Source organism: Citrobacter sp. Colony219, assembly GCF_019382635.1.
In the GTDB taxonomy this organism is placed as follows: domain Bacteria; phylum Pseudomonadota; class Gammaproteobacteria; order Enterobacterales; family Enterobacteriaceae; genus Citrobacter; species Citrobacter youngae.
Genome location: NZ_CP080033.1, coordinates 1,214,712 through 1,234,963, shown reverse-complemented (window position 1 = coordinate 1,234,963; position 20,252 = coordinate 1,214,712). Strand labels below are relative to the sequence as shown.

Annotated in this window: 17 protein-coding genes; all 17 read right to left on the bottom strand. The window is 52.4% G+C overall.

Features of this window, described 5'->3' with window-relative positions; all coding sequences use genetic code 11:
* Positions 1–701, bottom strand: a 701-nt coding sequence (gene tilS, locus JTI85_RS21270; protein ID WP_255575189.1) for a tRNA lysidine(34) synthetase TilS, incomplete at its 3' end; no start/stop codon positions are given.
* 61 nt (positions 702–762) lie between these two features.
* The gene (locus JTI85_RS05375; RefSeq protein WP_048212638.1) at positions 763–1,152 is read right to left on the bottom strand and encodes a VOC family protein; all 390 of its coding nucleotides are present in this window, start codon (positions 1,150–1,152) and stop codon (positions 763–765) included.
* Between the two features lie 64 nt (positions 1,153–1,216).
* Positions 1,217–3,355 carry a lysine decarboxylase LdcC gene (ldcC, locus tag JTI85_RS05370; RefSeq protein WP_116360695.1) on the bottom strand — a complete coding sequence of 713 codons (2,139 nt, stop codon included), beginning with the start codon at positions 3,353–3,355 and terminating at the stop codon, positions 1,217–1,219.
* A gap of 99 nt (positions 3,356–3,454) precedes the next feature.
* Positions 3,455–4,414 (bottom strand): acetyl-CoA carboxylase carboxyl transferase subunit alpha, encoded by a 960-nt coding sequence (accA, locus tag JTI85_RS05365; RefSeq protein ID WP_061067282.1) that lies wholly within the window; start codon positions 4,412–4,414, stop codon positions 3,455–3,457.
* 12 nt (positions 4,415–4,426) lie between these two features.
* Positions 4,427–7,909, bottom strand: coding sequence for a DNA polymerase III subunit alpha (dnaE, locus tag JTI85_RS05360; protein WP_086523582.1), 3,483 nt, complete (start codon positions 7,907–7,909; stop codon positions 4,427–4,429).
* Between the two features lie 24 nt (positions 7,910–7,933).
* Positions 7,934–8,530 carry a ribonuclease HII gene (rnhB, locus tag JTI85_RS05355; protein ID WP_048212642.1) on the bottom strand — a complete coding sequence of 199 codons (597 nt, stop codon included), beginning with the start codon at positions 8,528–8,530 and terminating at the stop codon, positions 7,934–7,936.
* Positions 8,527–9,675, bottom strand: coding sequence for a lipid-A-disaccharide synthase (gene lpxB / locus JTI85_RS05350; RefSeq protein ID WP_061067280.1), 1,149 nt, complete (start codon positions 9,673–9,675; stop codon positions 8,527–8,529). Before lpxB ends, rnhB begins: the two co-directional genes overlap by 4 nt.
* Positions 9,675–10,463, bottom strand: a complete 789-nt coding sequence (gene lpxA / locus JTI85_RS05345; RefSeq protein ID WP_005132096.1) for an acyl-ACP--UDP-N-acetylglucosamine O-acyltransferase — start codon at positions 10,461–10,463, stop codon at positions 9,675–9,677. The genes lpxB and lpxA overlap by 1 nt, the downstream gene beginning before the upstream one ends.
* Positions 10,464–10,466: 3 nt before the next feature.
* Positions 10,467–10,922 (bottom strand): 3-hydroxyacyl-ACP dehydratase FabZ, encoded by a 456-nt coding sequence (gene fabZ, locus JTI85_RS05340; RefSeq protein WP_003018528.1) that lies wholly within the window; start codon positions 10,920–10,922, stop codon positions 10,467–10,469.
* A 103-nt stretch (positions 10,923–11,025) separates the two neighbouring features.
* Entirely contained in the window at positions 11,026–12,051 is a 1,026-nt protein-coding gene (gene lpxD, locus JTI85_RS05335; protein ID WP_040230032.1) for a UDP-3-O-(3-hydroxymyristoyl)glucosamine N-acyltransferase, read from the bottom strand.
* Positions 12,052–12,054: 3 nt separating this feature from the next.
* Positions 12,055–12,540, bottom strand: coding sequence for a molecular chaperone Skp (gene skp, locus JTI85_RS05330; RefSeq protein ID WP_005132103.1), 486 nt, complete (start codon positions 12,538–12,540; stop codon positions 12,055–12,057).
* A 122-nt stretch (positions 12,541–12,662) separates the two neighbouring features.
* Positions 12,663–15,083, bottom strand: a complete 2,421-nt coding sequence (bamA, locus tag JTI85_RS05325) for an outer membrane protein assembly factor BamA (RefSeq protein ID WP_061067279.1) — start codon at positions 15,081–15,083, stop codon at positions 12,663–12,665.
* 29 nt (positions 15,084–15,112) lie between these two features.
* Positions 15,113–16,465 carry a sigma E protease regulator RseP gene (gene rseP, locus JTI85_RS05320; RefSeq protein WP_061067278.1) on the bottom strand — a complete coding sequence of 451 codons (1,353 nt, stop codon included), beginning with the start codon at positions 16,463–16,465 and terminating at the stop codon, positions 15,113–15,115.
* A gap of 11 nt (positions 16,466–16,476) precedes the next feature.
* Complete coding sequence (cdsA, locus tag JTI85_RS05315; protein ID WP_048212646.1) at positions 16,477–17,334, bottom strand: phosphatidate cytidylyltransferase; 858 nt, start codon at positions 17,332–17,334, stop codon at positions 16,477–16,479.
* A gap of 12 nt (positions 17,335–17,346) precedes the next feature.
* Entirely contained in the window at positions 17,347–18,105 is a 759-nt protein-coding gene (ispU, locus tag JTI85_RS05310; protein WP_219352222.1) for a (2E,6E)-farnesyl-diphosphate-specific ditrans,polycis-undecaprenyl-diphosphate synthase, read from the bottom strand.
* Positions 18,106–18,293: 188 nt separating this feature from the next.
* The gene (gene ispC / locus JTI85_RS05305; protein WP_048212647.1) at positions 18,294–19,490 is read right to left on the bottom strand and encodes a 1-deoxy-D-xylulose-5-phosphate reductoisomerase; all 1,197 of its coding nucleotides are present in this window, start codon (positions 19,488–19,490) and stop codon (positions 18,294–18,296) included.
* Positions 19,491–19,586: 96 nt separating this feature from the next.
* Entirely contained in the window at positions 19,587–20,144 is a 558-nt protein-coding gene (gene frr / locus JTI85_RS05300) for a ribosome recycling factor (RefSeq protein ID WP_005132113.1), read from the bottom strand.
* Positions 20,145–20,252 lie beyond the last annotated feature (108 nt).

The window sequence follows — 20,252 nt, the reverse complement described above, 5'->3', positions numbered from 1 at the left end:
TCGGCTAAATCGCTGGCCAGCAGTTCATCCAGTAAGCCCTCCTGCTCGGCGCACAGCGCGGCGCTGCGAGCAGTGGCTTGCGCGAAGTGCGGCCAGCGCTGTTGGAGCAATGGGGTAACGCACAACCTGAGGAAATTGCGATCGTAGGTGTCATCCTGATTGCTTTCATCTTCAATCCAGCGTAATTCATGCTGGCGCGCCCAAGTTTCAAGCGCCTCTCGCGTTTGCGCCAGCAACGGTCGAATCAGTTGGGTTCCGGCGAACGGTGAGTTTTCGCCCATGGCGGAAAGTCCGGCAGGACCGCTGCCACGCTTAAGCGCCAGCAGGAATGTTTCACACTGGTCATCCAGATGCTGGGCGGTCATCAGCACCTCTCCAGGCAGCAGCGTCTGCGCAAAGGCCTGATAGCGCGCGCGTCGAGCCTGCGCTTCGATGCCCAGGCCATCATCCTCAAGATGGACCCGTTCAACCACCAGCGGCACCTGCCACTGCGCACATACCGACTCACAGTGCTGTACCCAACTGTCTGCGTGCGGGCTTAATCCGTGATGAATATGGATTGCGCGTAGGGCGACATCAGGATGCTGCGCTCGCCACAGCACCAACTGATGCAGTAGTACGGTAGAGTCGAGGCCGCCGCTAAAGGCAACGAGGATCGCGTTAGTGTTCAGAAGTGAAGTGTTCAGTGTAAGTGTCGTCATGATGATTGCTTACAATAGCATTGCCCGGCACGTTACCGGGCTAACGCCACAATGACAAGCCTTACAGCTCGTACAGTTCAAGCGGTAATCCGTCTGGATCGTTAAAAAACGTAAAGCGTTTGCCGGTAAACGGATCGATGCGCACCGGCTCACATTTCACATGATGGGCTTCAAGATGAGCAATCGACTTTTCCACATCCTCGACGCTGAACGCCAGATGGCGTAAACCGCAGGCTTCCGGTCGACTCGGGCGGCAAGGCGGAAACGGAAAAGAAAACAGCTCAATCACGTACTGGCCGTTCAGCGCCAGATCGCCTTTCCAGGAGTCACGCTCTTCCCGGTAGGCTTCGCTCATTAACGTGAAACCTAATACATCGCAGTAAAATGCCTTACTGGCCCTGTAGTCCGTCGCAATAATGGCAATATGGTGAACCTGTTTTAACCCCAGCATGCTCTTCGCCTCTTTAATTTTACTCTCAGCACGTTACTCGTGCGCAACGGGTTCAGGCAAGTCGTTATGCCATTTTCAGGACTCTCACACGATACACGCCGTCCTCACCCAGTTTAGCGCCATGGATATCGGTTTCAAATCCAGGGTAGCGCTGCCCCACCGAGCACAGCATCAGCAGGAAATCGAGTACAGCACGGCTTTTGGCAGTGATCATTTCCCCGGGCATCAGCAGCGGCACACCGGGAGGGTAAGGCAGGATCATATTGGCGGAAACGCGCCCCACCAGTTGATCAAGTGCTACCGTTTCGACTTCACCCTTGATCTGCCGCTGCCAGGCCTGGTGAGGTGTCATTTTCATTTCCGGTAAGGTATCAAATGCCCGCAGCATCAGCCCGGAGAGATCGTGCTGGCGGATCAACTGATGGATCCCCTGCGCCAGATCCTGAATACGCATATTACGATAGAAATCAGGATCTTCGGCATACAGATCCGGCAGCATATTTTTCACGCGTAAATTCAGGTCGTATGAACGTTTAAATTCCGTCAGGCCGCGCAGCAACCCCATCGCCCGGGTTTTATCAATACCAATGCTGAACAGGAACAACAGGTTATACGGTCCCGTTTTCTCGACGACGACGCCGCGTTCATCGAGGAATTTCGCCACCAGCGCTGCGGGGATCCCCTCTTCGCTCATATTTCCCTGTTCATCCATTCCCGGCGTCAGAATGGTCACTTTCACCGGGTCGAGGAACATGTGGTCGGCGTCAGCATCGACAAATCCGTGCCAGTCTTCACCTGGCGCTACCGGCCAGCACTCTGCTTCATCCACCCTTTCCGGCTGCCAGATGTCAAAGAACCAGCCATCTGACTCTTCGCGTAGCCGCTGCACTTCTTTACGGAAATGCAGCGCCCGTTCCACCGAACGATTGATTAACCGCTTGCCTGAATTGCCACGCAGCATTGCCGCCGCCGTTTCTATCGATGCCACAATCGGGTAGCTCGGAGACGTGGAGGTGTGCATCATAAAGGCTTCGTTGAACGTGTCTTCGTCATAATCGCCTTTAATATGAATCAGCGAAGCCTGTGACAACGCCGCCAGCATCTTGTGGGTGGACTGGGTTTCAAAAATCACCTTTCCCGGAACCCGTTCGCCGCTCATCCCGCTTTTCCCCTGATAGATCGGATGAAAATGGGTATACGGCACCCAGGCTGAATCAAAATGGATGGAGGGCACATCCAGCGTTTGTTTGATCCAGTTGGTGTTATACAACAGGCCATCATAGGTGGAGTTGGTGATCACCGCGTGGACCGGCCATTGCGCCTGATTGGTTTCCTCAACTTTGCGTTCAATGCTTGCGTGGGTAAATTCCCGACGGGGTATACCGCCGAGGATCCCCAGCGCGTTACGCGTAGGCTTCAGCCAGATTGGCACCACATCACTCATCATCAGCAAATGCGCCAGTGACTTATGGCAGTTGCGGTCAATCAGGAGCGTACTGCCTGCAGGTGCAGCATACATACCGACAATCTTGTTCGATGTCGAGGTGCCGTTGGTCACCATATAGCTCTGCTCGGCACCAAAAGTACGCGCGATATACTCCTCCGCTTCCAGATGCGGACCGGTATGATCAAGCAATGAGCCCAGTTCGGTTACGGAAATGGACACGTCGGCTTTCAGCGTATTGCCGCCAAAGAAATCATAGAACAGGCAGCCGACCGGACTTTTCTGGTACGCCGTTCCCGCCATGTGCCCAGGCGTGCAGAAGGTATACTTCCCTTCCTTCACATAGGTAAACAGCGCTTTGGTAAAAGGTGGCGTAATGTTGTCGAGATATTCATTGGTGTACTGGCGAATACGCGTAGCAATATCATCAGACTGGCCCAATGCGTACTCAAAGAACCACAGCGCCATGCGCAGGTCGTGTGCGCTGACATCCATCGTCGAATGGGTATTAATAAAAGCGTAGAGCGGGAGATACTCATTGAGCTGGTTGATGTCGCTGCACAGATCCAGACTGTATTCATCCCAGTCAAAAATGACGCCGCAAATTCGCGGGTTATGCTCGATAAACTTCAGCAGGTCGACGCTATTCTGCGGCCAGATAATCTGAAATCCCTGCTGCTGCAGCGCACGTTCAAGTTCCTTGATGGGCTCATCTTTATAAAAGACGCCATGCGGTCCCATGATGGCAATGATATTCATGCGTTCCTCCTGGAAAAACCTTAGTTAAGCATAGCCTGGTCAAACTGCAGGTAAAAAAAAGGGCCACAGCGTTGTGGCCCTTTTCAGAATTAATGCAGTTTACGCGTAACCATAGCTCATCAGACGCTGGTAACGACGGTTTTTCAAATCTTCTTTGCTTAACACGTCGAGATCGGCGAGATCGGCCAGCAGTTGTGCTTTCAGGGATGCCGCCATCACTTCCGGGTTACGATGGGCGCCGCCCAACGGTTCCGGGATGATAGAGTCAATCAGCTTCAGCTCTTTCAGACGCGGGGCGATGATGCCCATCGCTTCTGCGGCCAGTGGCGCTTTGTCGGCGCTTTTCCACAAAATGGAGGCGCAGCCTTCCGGAGAGATAACGGAATAGGTGCTGTACTGCAGCATATTCACTTTATCACCCACGCCGATCGCCAGCGCGCCGCCGGAGCCACCTTCACCGATAACGGTACAGATAACCGGCACGCTCAGACGCGACATTTCACGCAGGTTGCGCGCAATCGCTTCAGACTGGCCACGCTCTTCCGCGCCCACGCCCGGGTATGCCCCAGGGGTGTCGATGAAGGTAATGATCGGCATATTGAAACGTTCAGCCATTTCCATCAGACGCAGCGCTTTGCGATAACCTTCCGGCGCTGGCATGCCGAAATTACGACGGATTTTTTCTTTGGTCTCACGGCCTTTCTGATGACCAATGATCATCACCGGACGGCCATCCAGACGCGCGATGCCGCCGACGATAGCTTTATCATCCGCATAGGCACGATCGCCCGCCAGCTCATCAAATTCATCAAATGCCAGGCGGACATAATCCAGGGTGTACGGACGCTGTGGATGGCGCGCCAGTTGGGCTACCTGCCATGCGCCAAGATCGGCGAAGATTTTACGCGTCAGTTCTACGCTTTTTTCACGCAGACGATGCACTTCTTCATCGATGTTAATATCCAGTTTCTCATCCTGACGGCTAACCGCAGTCAGAGAATCGATTTTTGCTTCCAGCTCTGCAATCGGCTGTTCAAAATCAAGGAAATTCAGACTCATAGTATTCCTGTATTAGTCAAACTCCAGTTCCACCTGCTCCGAACCAATAAGGCCACGGAGATCGTTTAGCAAACGATCGCTCGGAGAGACACGCCACGTTGCGCCAAAACGCAAACGCGCACGCGCATCCGCCCTCTGATAGTAGAGATGTACTGGAATTGTCCCCGAGCGGTGGGGTTCCAGAGACTGACGGAGTCGGTTTAAAAGCTGGTCATCAATTTGCCTGTCCGTCAGCGAGATAGCAAGCCCGCGAGCATATTTTTCCCGGGCTTCGTCAATATCCATGACTTCACGGGCCATCATTTTAAGCCCGCCGCTGAAGTCATCAAAGCTGACCTGTCCGCTGACGATAAGTATGCGGTCTTTTTCCAGCAATTGCTGGTATTTATCCAGAGCATCGGTAAATAACATCACTTCCAGACGCCCGGAACGGTCATCCAGTGTACAGATGCCGATACGATTGCCGCGCTTGGTGACCATTACCCGCGCAGCAATGACGAGCCCCGCAGCCGTGGTGACTTTACCACGTTCTGTCGGATGCATGTCTTTCAGCCTGTGACCTCCAACATAGCGCTCAATTTCTTTTAAATACTGATTGATAGGGTGTCCCGTCAGGTAAAGACCTAACGTTTCACGCTCACCGTCTAATACCACCTGCTCCGGCCACGGCGTACAGTTGGCATAAGACTGTTCAATTTGTTCCGGCTCTTCCGCCAGTACGCCAAACATATCAGCCTGACCAATTGCTTCGGCTTTCGCATGCTGATCGGCGGCTTTTAGGGCATCGCTGAGCGAGTTCATCAACGCCGCGCGATGCGGGCCAAGGCGGTCAAACGCCCCGGACATGATTAGCTTTTCCAGCACCCGGCGGTTGAGTTTTTTGATATCCGTACGCGCACAGAGATCAAACAGCTCGCGGAAGTAACCACCTTCATTTCGCGCCTCAATAATAGCTTCAATTGGCCCTTCACCCACGCCTTTTATCGCGCCGATGCCGTAGACAATCTCGCCATCATCATTCACGTGAAAATGATAAAGCCCGGAGTTGATGTCCGGCGGCAGGATTTTGAGCCCCATGCGCCAGCATTCATCCACCAGTCCGACGACTTTCTCTGTGTTATCCATATCGGCGGTCATTACCGCCGCCATAAACTCGGCAGGATAATGCGCCTTCAGCCACAGCGTCTGGTAAGAAACCAGCGCATAGGCAGCGGAGTGCGATTTGTTAAATCCGTAACCGGCGAATTTCTCCACCAGGTCAAAGATTTTCATCGCCAGTTCGCCGTCGACGCCGCGCTTTTTCGCCCCTTCTTCAAAGGTGCCGCGCTGCTTGGCCATCTCTTCCGGCTTTTTCTTACCCATCGCACGACGCAGCATATCCGCGCCGCCAAGGGTGTATCCGGACAGCTCCTGGGCAATCTGCATAACCTGTTCCTGATACAGGATAATGCCGTAGGTCGGCTCCAGTACCGGTTTCAGACACTCATGCTGCCATTGTACGTCCGGGTAGGAAATCTCTTCACGGCCATGCTTACGGTCGATAAAGTTATCTACCATCCCTGACTGTAGCGGACCCGGTCGGAACAGGGCCACCAGGGCTATCATATCTTCGAAGCAGTCAGGCTGCAGACGTTTGATCAGATCTTTCATGCCGCGGGATTCAAGCTGGAAGACGGCTGTTGTCTCCGAGCGTTGCAGCATGTCGAAGCTTTTCTTGTCGTCCAGCGGAATCGCGGCGATATCCAGCGGCGGTTCGCCGTTCTTCTCACGCCGCGCGTTGATCATCTCCAGCGCCCAGTTAATGATGGTGAGCGTACGCAGACCGAGGAAGTCGAATTTCACCAGGCCGGCGTATTCCACGTCGTTCTTATCAAACTGGGTAACCGGGTGCAGCCCCTGCTCATCGCAGTACAGCGGCGCAAAATCGGTAATTTTGGTCGGTGCGATAACCACGCCACCGGCGTGCTTACCCGCGTTACGCGTGACACCTTCCAGCTTGCGCGCCATATCAATAAGCGCTCTAACCTCTTCATCTGCCTCATAGATTTCCGGCAGTTGAGGTTCGGCTTCAAAGGCTTTAGCCAGCGTCATGCCCGGATCGGGCGGCACCAGTTTCGAAATACGGTCAACAAAGCCATACGGGTGACCCAGTACGCGACCCACGTCGCGGATAACCGCTTTTGCCGCCATCGTACCGAAGGTAATAATCTGCGAAACCGCATCACGACCGTACATTTCCGCCACGTGTTCAATGACCTGGTCACGTTTCTCCATACAGAAGTCAACGTCGAAGTCAGGCATTGAGACACGTTCCGGGTTCAGGAACCGTTCGAACAGCAGGTCAAATTCCAGCGGGTCGAGATCGGTAATTTTCAGCGCATAGGCAACAAGTGAGCCAGCGCCGGAACCACGCCCCGGGCCTACCGGTACGCCGTTATCTTTCGACCACTGGATAAATTCCATAACGATCAGGAAGTAGCCCGGGAATCCCATCTGGTTGATAACTTTAAGTTCAACTTCCAGACGTTCATCATAAGGCGGGCGCTTCTGCGCGCGAACCTCAGGGTCAGGGAACAAAAATTCGAGACGTTCTTCCAGCCCTTCGCGTGATTTCGCCACAAGGAAATCTTCGGTGGTCATGTCGCCAGTCGGGAACTGCGGCAGGAAGTATTCACCCAGGCGCACCGTCACGTTGCAACGTTTAGCAATCTCGACGGTGTTTTCCAGCGCTTCCGGGATATCGGAGAACAGCTCGCACATCTCCTCTTCGCTGCGCATGTACTGCTGCGGCGAATAGTTACGCGGGCGTTTGGGATCATCAAGGGTGAATCCGTCGTGGATTGCTACGCGGATTTCATGCGCGTCAAAGTCACCGGTTTCAAGGAAGCGAACATCGTTGGTCGCGACCACCGGCAGGCCGCGTGTTTCGGCCAGCGCTACTGCAGCATGCAGGTAATTTTCTTCATCCTGTCGACCGGTACGGATCAGCTCAAGGAAGTAGCAATCAGGGAAATGCTCTTCATAAAACGCCACGCACTCGTCGACCAGTGCGTTGTTCCCACGCAACAGGCTGCGTCCGACGTCGCCCATACGGCCGCCGGAAAGCAAGATTAACCCGTCTTTTAGCTCAACCAGCCAGTCTCTGTCGATCACCGGCCCTTCTGCGCCATAGCCGCGCTGATAGGCTTTTGATATCAACAACGTCAGGTTCTGGTAGCCCGTATTATTAGCAGCCAGTACAGTCAGTTGCGTGAGTTCATCACCCAATAGTTCGCTACGGACATGAAAATCTGCGCCAACAATCGGCTTAATACCTGCGCCATGACCCGCTCCGTAAAACTTCACCAGACCACACAGGTTGGTAAAATCGGTGATCGCCAGCGCAGGCATGCCCAACGCGGCCGCCTTTTTCACCAGCGGCCCGGTTTTCGCCAGCCCATCGATCATGGAGTAGTCGCTGTGCACCCGCAGGTGGACGAAACGAGGTTCAGACATCTTCAGATTCCTTCGACACAAGAATCAGGACGTGAGTCCCAGTGCGCGTTTGACGGGGCCAAAACTACGGCGATGGTGCTCTGTTGCGCCATGCAGTGCCAACTTTTCCAGATGAAAAGCGGTCGGATAACCTTTGTGCTGTGCAAAGCCATACTGCGGGAAAACCGTATCCAGGGCCGCCATTTCAGCGTCACGGGTGACTTTTGCCAGTATCGACGCAGCGCTAATCTCCGCCACGCGGCTATCACCTTTGACCACCGCCATTGACGGCATCGGTAATGCCGGGCAACGATTGCCGTCAATCAGCACGTATTCCGGCGCAATATGCAGACCCGCAACCGCACGCTGCATCGCCAGCATGGTGGCATGCAAAATGTTCAGCTCGTCGATTTCATGCGGTTCCGCACGACCCAAACTCCAGCTTAACGCTTTTTCTTTGATTTCATCGTAAAGTGACAGACGACGCTTTTCCGACAGTTTTTTTGAGTCGTTAAGACCGATAATAGGGCGAGCCGGATCCAGAATGACGGCGGCAGTCACTACCGCGCCGACCAAAGGGCCGCGCCCGACTTCATCCACACCCGCTACCAAATGCGTATGCGGATAAACAAATTCAATCATTGTGCTAACTCCAGGACTGCATCCGCCGCCTGCTCATCCGCATTGCAACGGATCTGCTGGTGCAATTCGCGGAACGTGTCGTGCATCGCATGGCTGGTTTTACCGTTCGCCAACAGAGGCAGCAACGCGTGCGCCAGCGCCTGCGGCTCACATTCATCCTGCAACAGCTCTTTAACCAGTTCTCTTCCCGCCAGCAGGTTAGGTAGCGAAACGTAATCAGTCTTCACCAGACGCTTCGCCAACCAGAAAGTGAAAGGTTTCATACGGTAGCCAACCACCATCGGGCATTTCGCCAGCATACATTCCAGTGCAGCCGTGCCAGAGGCCAACAGCGCAGCATCACTGGCGACCATTGCTTCGCGTCCCATTCCATTGAGCATATGCACGGAAAGTTCCGGGGCAACCTCAGCCTTGATACGTTCAAATTGCTCGCGCCGTTTGGCATTGACCAACGGCACGACGACTTCGAGATCCGGATAATGCTGACGTAATAGCTGCGCCGTTTTCAGAAAATCAGCGCTGAGCATCTCCACTTCTGCACCGCGACTCCCAGGCAAAAGCGCCAGGCAGTGAGCATCATGAGGAATGCCTAACACATCACGCGCTGCGTTTTTATCCGGATCCAGCGGCATGGCATCCGCCATAGTGTGGCCGATGAAGCGGCACGGGACGTTAAATTTGTCATAAAACGCTTTTTCGAAAGGCAGAAAGGCCAGCACCATATTGGTGGATCTGCCTATTTTGAAAACGCGTTTCTGTCGCCAGGCCCACACAGAAGGACTGACGTAATGAATAGTTTTTATGCCCTGCGATTTCAGGTTGCCTTCGAGGGTAATGTTGAAATCAGGCGCATCAATCCCGACGAAAACATCCGGCTTAAGGTCGGTGAATCGGCGAGTGAGATCGGCACGGATATGCAGTAAACGGCGCAGGCGCCCGAGCACTTCTACAATGCCCATTACTGCCAGTTCTTCCATTTCGTACCAGGCTTCACAACCTTCCGCCTGCATCAATGGACCCGCAACGCCAACAAACCGCGCATTGGGAACACGGGCCTTGAGTGCACGAATTAAACCGGCACCAAGAATATCGCCGGAGGTTTCTCCGGCGACAAGGGCAATCGTTAAAGGACGCTGTTCAGTCATTAACGAATCAGACCACGCGTTGAGCGTTCAAAGAAGTCACTAAAAGCCTGAACATCGGGGTACTGCTTCGCCAGTTCGGCGATTTCCGGTTTCACTTCCTCAAGCGTTTTACCGCTGCGGTACAGCGCTTTATAGGCGTTGCGGATCGCAGTAATGGCTTCACGGGTGAAGCCGCGACGCTTCAGACCTTCGATATTAACGCCAAATGGCGTCGCGTGGTTACCCTGGGCGATAACGTATGGCGGGACGTCCTGGGCTACGCCAGAGCAGCCACCCACCATCACGTGTGCACCAATAATGCAGAACTGATGCACCGCGGTCATGCCGCCGATGATAACAAAATCATCAAGCGAAACATGTCCGGCAAGTGTCGCGTTATTCGCCAGAATGCAACGGTTACCTACCGTACAATCATGCGCAACGTGTGCGTTAATCATCAGTAAGTTATCGCTGCCCACCTTCGTCAACCCACCGCCTTGCACTGTGCCACGATGAATGGTGACGCTTTCGCGAATGCGGTTGCGATCGCCAATTTCCACACGGGTCGGTTCACCAGCATATTTCAGGTCCTGGTTCACTTCACCGATGGAGGCAAACTGATAAATCTCGTTATCGCGACCAATTTTGGTATGGCCATTCACGACAACGTGAGACTTCAGTACGGTACCCTCACCAATTTCAACATGGGGTCCAACAATACAAAATGGGCCAATGTGAGCATTAGCGCCAATGCTGGCGCCGTCTTCGACAATGGCTGTTGGGTGAATAAAGGCGGATTTATCAATCACGTATCAGGCCTCCCGGCTACGGGCACACATCATCGTTGCTTCGCACACAACTTTACCGTCGACCAGTGCAACCCCTTTGAAACGGGTCAGGCCGCGGCGCGTTTTCTCGAAAGTCACTTCCATGATCATCTGATCGCCAGGCACGACGGGACGCTTAAAGCGTGCTTCATCAATACCAGCGAAATAATACAGTTCGCCCGGTTCCAGTTTTCCTACGCTTTTAAACGCCAGAATACCCGTGGCCTGCGCCATCGCTTCCAGAATCAACACGCCAGGAAAAATCGGTTTACCCGGGAAGTGGCCCTGAAAGAAAGGCTCGTTAACGGATACATTTTTCACTGCGCGCAGAAAACGACCTTCTTCAAAATCCAGCACGCGGTCTACCAGTAAAAACGGAAAACGGTGCGGCAGAAGTTCTAAAATCTCTTCAATATGCAGAGTATGAGTGTTAGTAGTCAAAATACTCTTCCTGTCAAAATATACTAAAAGGCAATAATAACACGGCCTGTCGCAATCGTATGAATGGGACAGGCCGAAAAGTCAGACATGCAAAGACGGTGCTTTAGTCTTGTTGATTAACCTTGCGCTCAATCGCTTTGAGGCGCTTGCTCATATCATCAATGTTCATCACCAGTGCAGCTGTTTTACGCCATACCTTGTTGGGTTGTAGCGGAATGCCTGAGGAGTAGACGCCCGGTTCAGTGATAGGACGCATCACCATACCCATGCCAGTTACCGTGACTTTGTCGCATATTTCCATATGCCCATTAATCACGCTGGCGCCGCCAATCATGCAGTAACGGCCAATCTTCAGGCTACCCGCCATAATGACGCCACCGGCTACAGCCGTATTGTCGCCAATCACGACGTTATGCGCAATCTGGCACTGGTTATCAATGATAACACCATTACCGATCACGGTATCGTCCAGCGCACCACGGTCAATTGTGGTACATGCGCCAATCTCAACACGATCGCCAATAATCACGCGACCAAGCTGCGGGATCTTCACCCAGTTACCGCGATCGTTCGCGTAACCAAATCCGTCGGATCCGACAACGGTGCTGGACTGGATCAGGCAATTTTCACCGATCTGAATGTCGTGGTAAATCGTCACATTCGCCCACAAGCGTGAACCTGCGCCGATTTTTGTGTTTTTTCCAACGAAGCAACCTGCGCCGATAACCACGTTATCGCCCAGTTCTACGCCAGACTCAATGACCGCATTCGCGCCCACAGAAACGTTGTTACCCAACTTCGCCGTCGCATCGATTACTGCACTCGGTGCAATATTTTGCGCAGGCTGAGGCGTGGTATCTAAAATTTGCGCCATTCGTGCATAGGTCAGGTAGGGATTCTTCACTACCAGCACAGCACTCTTAGCAAATGGAAGGGAGTCCTGCGTCATCACAACGGCAGAAGCCTGGCATGCACTCAGGTGCTCACGGTACTTTGGATTCACCATGAACGTGATATTGCCAGTTTGCGCAGATTGCATGGACGCTACGCCGGTGATGACGATATCGCCATCACCGTGTAATTCTGCATCCAACTGCTCTGCTAAATCAGCCAGTCGAATTGAAGGCATTACTTATTTAACCTGTTTCAGTACGTCAGCGGTGATGTCTTTTACATCGCTGCTGTTGTATGCAACGGTGTTCGCGTCAACAACCAGATCGATGCTCTGGCTGCTCGCAACAGATTTCACAGCTGTCTGGATACGATTAACCAGCTTGCCGCGTTCTTCGTTAGAACGACGTTGACGATCCTGCTCGAAAGCCTGCGCTTTCTGAGAGAAAGTCTGGCGCTGAGCCATTACGTCTTTTTCCAGCTTGGTACGGTCGCTGCCTGCTTTCATTGATTGCAGACGCTGCATTTTAGATTGCAGGTCGGATTCCATACGCTGCAGTTCGCTGGCGCGGCCTTTGAACTCATTTTCCAGCGTAGTAGAAACACCCGTCTTCTGTGCAACCTGTTGGAACAGGCTACCCATGTTGACGATTGCAATTTTGTCAGCAGCCTGTGCGGACGTTGCCATCGCTAAACCGAGACCTGCAGCTAATAACCACTTTTTCACAATTAACTCCTTACCATCCCATTTGCACCCGAAGGTGCAGTTCTTTGCGTGGCCAGGCGATCCCATGCAAGATCGCCTAAAGTCAGCGCTACACTACCACTACATTCCTTTGCGAAGAACAATTACCAGGTTTTACCAATGTTAAACTGGAACTGTTCCGCTTTGTCTCCATCGTACTTCTTGAACGGTTGGGCGTAGGAGAAAACCAACGGCCCCAATGGGGACATCCATTGTAACGCGATACCCGCAGACATACGGATATTATTCGGATCGCTGTAGTCTGGCACGCCAACTGCACGGGTGTCAGCGGTATTCTGCCAGTTCGTATCCCACACGGTACCCATATCCCAGAAGAAGGAAGTACGGACCGAGTTAGCATATTTATCGCTGATAAACGGCGTAGGTGTGATGAATTCCAGGCTCGCTACAGCCATGGCGTTACCGCCGACTGCATCGTCTGATTGACAAGGTTTATTGTCAGTTCTCGAGCACTCTTCATAGTTACTCGAATTGGAATCCGATTTAGCACCTGGCAAATAGACTGCTTTTGGACCAATGGTGTTTGACTGGAAGCCACGTACAGTGCTGGAACCACCCGCGTAGAAGTTCTCATAGAACGGCATCTCTTTGCCGCCAATGCCATCACCATAACCCAGCTTGGTGCGTCCCAAAACCACCCATTTGTGGTCGTCATCGATCGGCACATAGGTCGCCGTATCCAACGTCGCTTTATAGTATTCGTTATCAGAACCCGGGATGGTCACTTTACCGTTCAGGTTGACACGCGTACCTTCCGTAGGGAAATACCCACGGTCCAGCTTGTTGTAGGTCCAACCGTAGTTGAAGGTGAAATCATCCGCGGCAAAGCTGTTGGTATTGTCTTCACCCATGGATTCAAGATAACGATCCATCGCAATCTGCGGCTGCATGTTGGACAGTTTGTTATGTACATAACCCAGGCCTGCACGCAACGTGTTGTATTCGTTGACCGGGAAGCCCAGCGTTACGTCCGTACCATAGCTTTTGTTGGTATAGTCGGACAGATCTGCATCATCCGCCTGGAAGTCGTTATAGAAGACACGGCCACCGAGACTCACACCATCGACGGTGAAGTACGGGTTGGTGACAGACAGCTCAGTATAGGTCTGATAGTCGTTTTTGGTGCCGCTAATCCCGACGGAATAACCGGTACCTAACCAGTTATCCTGCTGAACGCCCGCCTGGAAGCTCACGCCACTTTCAGTGCCGTAACCCACACCGAAGTTAAAGCTACCGGTGTTGCGCTCTTTCACCTTATAAACCACATCAACCTGATCAGGACTGCCCGGAACACGTTGAGTATCGGTATCGACAGTTTCAAAGTAACCCAGACGGTTCAGACGCTCTTTACCCTGGTCAACCAGATCGCTGCCCAACCAGGCACCTTCCATCTGGCGCATTTCGCGACGCAGCACGGAATCTTTCGAGGTGTCGTTACCTTCAAAACGGATCTTACGCACATAGAAACGGTTACCCGCATCCACGTTTACACGCAATTTAACGGTTTTGTCTGCATCGTTGATTTCAGGCTGCGACTGTACACGCGGGTAGGCATAACCATAGCGTCCCAGTAGCTTCTTGATATCATCTTCCATTTTGGTCACTTTAGTGCCGTTATAGAGTTCACCCGGTTCGATTTTCGTCAGGGTCTCAATTTCGGCAGAGTGCCCGGCCAGATTACCACTCACCTGGACCCCAGAAAGCTTGTACTGCTCGCCTTCTGTGATGTTAACGGTGATGTAGATACCTTTTTTATCCGGCGTCAGGCTAACCTGCGTGGAATCGATATTGAAGCGAGCATAGCCGCGATCCAGATAGTAGCTGCGCAGGGTTTCAAGGTCGCCCGCCAGTTTCTGTTTCTGGTATTTACGATCGCCCACCACGTTCCACCACGGTACTTCATCGCGCAGTTGGAAGTGAGAGATAAGCTCGTCGGTTGTGAAGGCATGGTTGCCGACGATATTGATCTGTTGGATCTTCGCCGAAACGCCTTCCTGGAAGACCAGTTTGAGGTCAACGCGGTTACGCGGCAACGGCGTGACCACTGCTTTCACACTGGCGCTGTATTTACCGACGCTATAGTAGAAATCTTCCAGACCTTTTTCGATATCGGCAAGCGTTGTGCGATCCAGAGACTCGCCAACACGTACGCCAGACGCCTCGAGGTTTTGCTTCAGCATGTCATCTTTCACCGATTTGTTACCGGAGAAAGTGATGCTGGCAATCGTCGGACGTTCTTTTACCTGAACCAGAAGGGTATCACCATCGCGCAGGACGCGGACATCCTCAAAGTTACCGGTGGCGAACAGAGCACGAATGGTATTACTGATATCTTCATCATTAACCGTGTCGCCTGTGCGCACCGGCATACTGAGGAGAGCCGCACCAACGGCGACTCGCTGTAGGCCTTCGAAATGAATGTCCTTCACTACGAACCCTTCAGCACCGTATACGGTGGCGCTGCTAAACAGCAGCGACGCTATGAGCAACTTTTTCATCGCCATCGTTATTATGCGTTCTTCCTAACACTCTCTTACAACCGAGAGAAATCATTGAAAAGTGCAAGCCCCATTAACAACACCAGCAAGATAGAGCCAATGCGATAACTAAAGTCTTGAACCCGCTCGGATACCGGACCGCCCTTCAGCTTTTCAATCGCCAGGAACAGCAGATGCCCCCCGTCAAGAACGGGCAACGGAAACAGGTTGATTATCCCTAAGTTCACGCTGATAAGCGCAAGGAACATCAGGTAATAAATAACCCCGAACTCCGCTGACATCCCAGCCCCCTGGGCGATAGAAATCGGCCCACTGAGGTTGTTCAGTTTTACATCACCGGTAATCAATTTTCCCAGCATACTGACCGTTAGCTTCATCAACTGCCACGTTTTATCCGAGGCTTCGAGGATGGCGCTGAATGGCCCATACTGGCGTACAGTCTTATACTCATCAGGCAGAGGAATAACTTTAGGCACCACGCCCGCAAAACCTTCTGCCTTCCCGTTAACCTCTTTTGAATCTGGGGTTAACGTTAAAGACAAGGAACTTCCTTGTCTTTCAATATCTAGCGCTAACGGCTTATCCGGATTATCGCGCACCAACGTCACGAACGTCATCCATTGCGTCAGCGGCTGACCATTGACTTTAACGATCCTGTCGCCAGCTTGCAAACCCGCCTTACTTGCCGCGGAGTTTACCTGCACTTCTGACAGCACAGGTTCAATCTGCGGACCACGAGGACGAATGCCCAAACTCGTGACGGGGTCCTGTTTGTCTGGCTCAAATGCCCATTGGCGCAAATCCAGCGTTTTATCCTGTCGCTGGTTACTACCAAACGGTGCCACGCTGAGGATAGTCTGCTCATCACCAATTTTGGCTACCAGCTGCAATCGGACGGTATCCCAATCAGGGGTTTCGATACCATCAACCGCTTTTAGTTCCGTACCTGGCTGAATTTGCGCCTGGGCAGCAATCGAGTTGGGTGTTATTTCACCAACAACCGGACGAACGCCAGGGACACCGATGATAAACACCAGCCAGTAGGCAAAAATAGCGAAGAGGAAATTTGCAATCGGGCCTGCAGCGATAATGGCCGCGCGCTGCCCAACTGTTTTATTGTTGAAAGCATAGTGGCGCAGCTCCGGTACAACGGGCTCAGCGCGCTCATCCAGCATTTTGACGTAACCGCCGAGGGGAATTAAGGCGATCACGTATTCCGTACCCTGTTTATCGGTACGGCGCCAAAGCGCTTTTCCAAAGCCAATGGAAAAGCGCTCGACGCGGACTCCGCAGCGCCGTGCAACCCAGAAATGACCAAATTCATGCACGGTGATAAGTACACCAAGTGCAACGATGAATGCAGCCAGATTCCAGAGAATACTCAGCATAAGACCATCCGTTAGAGCGTCCTGAATACCAGTAACAACAGGCAAGCAAAGACCGGCACCGCAGCCGTCAGGCTGTCAATACGATCCAGAATACCACCGTGTCCTGGGATTAAGTGACCACTGTCCTTAATACCTGCTTCACGCTTAAACATACTCTCGGTCAGGTCACCCAGCACGGAGGCCAGGGCTGCAACGATGGAGCAAATGAGCAAGGTGACAGGCGCAACTTCAAGATTCGCCCACATACCATAACCCCACGAGATTACAGCTGCAGTGGCAAGTCCGCCAATAAAACCCTGCCAGGTTTTACCAGGAGAAACCTTCGGCGCCAGTTTATGTTTGCCAAACATCTTACCAAACATATAGGCACCAGAGTCCGCTCCCCAAACGAGGATCATGACATAGAGCAGCCATAGCGCGCCACTATAATGATTCTCATCATAGTGCCAGGCACGTAGCGCCAGCATTCCCCAAAAGAAAGGAACAATGGTTAACACGCCGAAAATTATGCGTAATGTTTTGGAATTACGCCAGACCGAGGCTGAACCGGGGTAAAACAACACCAGTAATAGCGCCACGGCCCACCAGCCCAGCGACGCCCAAAGCGACACTTCAACCAGCGGTTGGTGAATATTATGATGATACTCAGGCAGCAAAAACAGCATCAGTGCCAGCAATAGCCCGCACAAAACCGCCAACCAAACTCGCTGTGTACGCGTGGCAAAACCGCTTAACTGTCCCCATTCCCAGGCGGCCAGCATACAGACGACCAGCGTAACAATGGCGAACCCCACCGGCGGCAACAAAAACAACGCCGCGATGACAACGGGTATTAAAACAAAAGCAGAAATCAGGCGATACTTCAGCAAAAGCGACCCCCATCAGGCTTTTTCATCACCGGGCTCGGTGCCGCCGAAACGACGCTCACGATTAGCAAAGGCATGTAGCGCACCTTCAAAGTCTTGTTCATCGAAATCGGGCCAGAGAACATCCGTAAAGTAAAGTTCGGCATAGGCAATTTGCCACAACAAAAAATTACTAATTCGATGCTCTCCCCCAGTCCTTATCACTAAATCCACAGGAGCCAGCTCATGCATACACACTTGCTGACCAAGCATCTCTTCATCAATTTGATCTGGACGCAACAGACCTTCCTGCACCTGTTGTGCCAGTTGCCTGACGCCCTGGACAATATCCCACCGTCCACCGTAATTCGCGGCAATATTCAGCGTTAACCCGGTATTCTGGGCTGTAAGCGCTTCCGACTTGCGAATCCGTTCTTGCAAACGTGTGTTAAATCGACTGATATCCCCAATAATACGCAGACGCACGTTATGGCGGTGCAGGTTTTTCACTTCGCTATCAAGTGCCCACACAAACAATTCCATTAACGCACTAACTTCCTGCGCTGGTCGGTTCCAGTTCTCACTGCTAAAGGCATACAGCGTTAACGCGTCAATACCGTTATTGGCAGCAAAAGAGACAGCCCGGCGGACGGATTTTGCTCCGGCCTTATGCCCAAAGGCGCGGATCTTCCCTTGCTTTTTCGCCCAGCGGCCATTGCCATCCATGATAATTGCGACATGGCGACAACCATGTGCTGGCAAGTTCTCGCTTAATGGTTTAGTTGCAGACAACATAACGCGTTTTTAGTCCCTGAAAGGATTATACGGTACTCAGGAATACTGAAGCCTATCCACAAAAAAGCCGTGTCAAACCACGGCTTACCCGATCGAAAAAAAGCAAATACCTGCGATCAGGTGGCGCAGACTATATCACTGAAGCCCAACGCTAACAAATAGCACGATCCCTCACAGAGTGATTATCATCAGCTTGAGAGTCGTGTCACTTGTTTTGTCGCGACGTCTCTGGCGATGGCATCGACCCTCAGCACATCTTCAACGCTCTGCGGTTCCTGCAAATCCATCCTATCCAGTACGGACAAATTGAGATCGGCGATATCCGTAAATCGAATCTGCTGCGCCAAAAATGCAGCAACGGTAATCTCATTTGCGGCGTTCAGCGCAGTTGTCGCAGCCTGTCCTTGCTCAAACGCGTCCATCGCCAGTTTCAGGCACGGATAACGCTGATAATCAGGTGCGGAAAACGTCAACGCACTGAGTTTGCAAAAATCGACAGGCTTAACCCCAGAGCTCACACGTTCCGGCCATGCCATCGTATGGGCGATAGGCGTGCGCATATCAGGCTCACCCAACTGGGCCAGGACGCTACCATCCTGATAACGGACCATCGAGTGAATAACCGACTGTGGATGGATCAGCACTTCCATCTGGCTTGCACTGGCATTAAACAACCAACGCGCTTCAATGTATTCCAGACCTTTATTCATCATGGTGGCGGAATCGACGGAGATTTTTCGTCCCATCGACCAATTCGGATGACGACATGCCTGATCGGGAGTCATTAGAGCCAGATCGGGCAATGGCGTTTCACGGAAAGGGCCACCAGACCCGGTAAGCAAAACAGACACAACGCCGTTTTGCTCAAGGTCAGCGTATCCCAGATTGTGTTGGATAGGTTGCGGTAAACTCTGAAAAATTGCGTTATGTTCGCTATCTACCGGCAAAAGCTGCGCTTTATGCCGTTTCACGTCGTCCATAAACAGACGTCCGCAGGTTACCAGAGACTCTTTATTCGCCAGCAAAATGTTTTTGCCTGCGCGGATTGCCGCAAGCGTTGGCAACAAACCTGCCGCGCCAACTATCGCCGCCATGACCTGATCGACATCATCCAGCGCGGCCATATCACAGGCCGCCTGCTGCCCGCACATAACCTCGGTGCGACTTCCATGATCCCGCAATGCGGATTTCACCAGCGCTGCACTTTTTTCGTCATCCATCACCGCGTAGCGGGGGGAAAACTCAAGGCATTGCTCCACCATACGGGCGACATTTTTACCCGCTACCAACGCAGCAACACGAAATTTATCCGGGTTATGGCGTACTACATCGAGCGTACTGCAACCAATAGAGCCGGTTGAGCCCAGGATGGTTAATTGCTTCATGAGACATCCAGAAGAATTGAGACAGGATAAAAAAGCAAAACGCCGCCATCCAGCCTTCTCAGGCCTTCTAAGCGGCGTTTTTAGCGTACAGGCGAATCAGAACTGCATCAGTTCCGCTTCTTTCTCTGCCAGCGCCGCATCAACTTTCTTGATTGCAGCATCGGTCAGTTTCTGTACGTCGTCCTGAGAACGGCGATCGTCATCTTCGCTGATCTCTTTATCTTTCAGCAGCGCTTTCACTTTGTCGTTGGCATCACGGCGTACGTTACGCACAGCAACACGCGCACCTTCAGCTTCACCACGTACGATCTTGGTCAGATCTTTACGACGTTCTTCGGTCAGCGGTGGCAGCGGAACGCGGATGTCAGAACCCGCTGAGCTTGGGTTCAGACCGAGGTCAGAAGCCATAATCGCTTTCTCAACAGCCGGCCCCATAGAACGGTCAAACACGTTGATTTTCAGGGTACGGGAATCTTCAACCGTTACGCTTGCCAGCTGGCGCAGCGGAGTCGGCGTGCCGTAATATTCTACGATAATGCCATCCAGCAGGCTGGGAGAAGCACGACCCGTGCGAATTTTGCTGATTTGATTTTTGAATGCTTCGACGCATTTGTCCATGCGTACTTCAGCATCTTTTCTGATATCGTTGATCACGTTACGAATCCTTGAAAGCTTGTTTCAGTCAGACCATACCCACCACGCAAGATGTGACAAGTATAGTCTTGATTAATTTTGAGGGACGTATCCCGCGACATTAAAGCG